Source organism: Bacteroidota bacterium, from assembly GCA_030706565.1.
In the GTDB taxonomy this organism is placed as follows: Bacteria; Bacteroidota; Bacteroidia; order Bacteroidales; family JAUZOH01; genus JAUZOH01.
This window is the reverse complement of sequence record JAUZOH010000558.1, coordinates 1-1,963: the sequence shown is the minus strand read 5'-3', so window position 1 is coordinate 1,963 and position 1,963 is coordinate 1. Positions and strand designations below refer to the sequence as shown.

Below are 1,963 nucleotides of genomic sequence, written 5' to 3'. Positions count from 1 at the left end.
GAGAATATCATTACATTGAAAAACAATGAGTTAAAATGAGGTACTCGGAAATGTGCTGTTCTTTGCCTTAAAACTTGGCGACTTTGCGTCTTTGCGAGAAATGCGTTTCACACTAAGGCACAGAGACGCAAAAAATACTTTTAGCCACAAAGGATTTGTTTTAAAGGTTTCGCTCAGGAAAGTCCTGGAACTTTTTAATGAATCACCGGCCTGTTTTATCCCTTTCTTAAGGGTGTGGGGTTGATTAATGGAAAATAATCACAGACTTTAATTTTATTCCGTTCAGGGAAATATTTAAATGCGAAATTTAAATTAAGTTATTATTTCTAATTATTAGTGTCTACTTTAATCTCTTCCTTTTTGTCGTCACAAAAAGGAAGCAAAAAAGACTTGACGAAAAAAACTCGCTTCTTCGCCAGTAGGCGAATGCGCTCAAACAGTTTTTCGTCAATAAGGAATTGTTTTTAACGGCTTCGCCGAGTATTAGAACTTATGTGATTTAAAAGTTCTTTCAATTCCTTTGACATGAAATTATCCTAAATCCTCCAAGAGGGTCAATATGGCCGGAATGGTGGTCAGCTTGCTCCGGAAACATATATCTGAAGCAGCCTAAATTTTACTTGCGAAACTTAAATTATTTTACTTGCGTTGATCCGCCGGCTGACGGACTCTCCGAAAAAACTTCATGAATTTAATTCTACCTCAATACATTGGTAGTAAAACGAATAACCCAATAGTCTTTAGGTGTCGTCAGGTACGATATAAGAAAATTAGACCAGATTAAAAGTTTGCTGGCCCTGTTGAATATTTTTTTAAAATTACTTTGTTTGAATAAAAAAGTATACCTTTAATTCTGAAAATAATTTTGAGAGGATTTTTTGATAAACTAAACAACGAGATATAAATTAAATGGAAGCAGGCAAAAGCAGGATAAATTTTTCTATATGCAATAAATCTATTCATTACAAAAGAACAACCCATATAGATAAGGCTGATATAACAGGAATTCTGCAGTTGCAGAGATGTTAGCGGGCATAAAAAAATGAAGTCAACGACACTTGCAATATTAATCTTGATTTTGTACTTCAGTTATGCAAATGCACAGACTGATTGCATGAAAGCCAATGAATGCGCTAAAAATGATTTTAAAAAATCTGATTTTTCCTTTCATTCTGAAGAGATTTTACCTGTTGAGAACACATATTTTTATGTTTTAAAAAAATACTATAGTATAAATTGGTATTTTACTGATTCCTTGGATTATTACAAGTGTTATGATTCTGTAATGATTGATTTATTAAAAGTAAAATATGGGCCAGACTTTTTGCAACGAGCAAAAAAATTAACTGATAGCCTTAATAACACAAAGAATTGGAGAAAAGATGTTCAATTTCCTGGCGGTATAAATGAAATGTTCAAATTTATTTCATCTCGTTTGATTGGAGAATCTTTCAAAATAGATTCGGTTAAAACAAAAACTCGATTATTCGTTCAATTTGAGATTGATTCAACTGGGAAAGTGAATAATCCTAGGATAATGCGTGGAATCAATCAAGAAATTGACCGGAAAGTGATTGAAATTATAAAGCAATTGCCGAATTGGGAGCCAGTATATTTATATGGTAAGCCGATTAGACAAATGTATACAATACCGATAAATATTGATTATAAATAATTTACGCCCGCTAACACGCGCTATAGTTAATTGCCGTTGCAGTGCTTATTTCAAGGGTTCTACTCTTATTGAAGTTCTGTTTAACTTGATAAGAAGTGCTTCGAAATCGGCAACTAACCATAGCGCCAACGTTAGCCGCAATTGTATAAAAGTATTCGAGAAGGTTCCAATTGACTGGTTAGGAAAATTTGAAACAAACGGGTTCTAAATAACGGATAAAAAAAAAGGTTAGACGACAAAGTTTTTATATTTTTATAAATGACAGTTACAAAACAATTTGACCGTTTT

Annotated in this window: 1 protein-coding gene; it reads left to right on the top strand. The window is 32.8% G+C overall.

Annotated elements, in window-relative coordinates; translation table 11 throughout:
- Positions 1-1,042 precede the first annotated feature (1,042 nt).
- Positions 1,043-1,675: an energy transducer TonB gene (locus Q8907_16745; GenBank protein ID MDP4275917.1), complete on the top strand. Its 633-nt coding sequence runs from the start codon at positions 1,043-1,045 to the stop codon at positions 1,673-1,675.
- Positions 1,676-1,963: the final 288 nt, after the last annotated feature.

What these genes read in the sequence shown, in the direction of transcription:
- Q8907_16745 (MDP4275917.1), top strand. Translation starts at nt 1,043, where the DNA reads ATGAAGTCAACGACACTTGCAATATTAATCTTGATTTTGTACTTCAGT.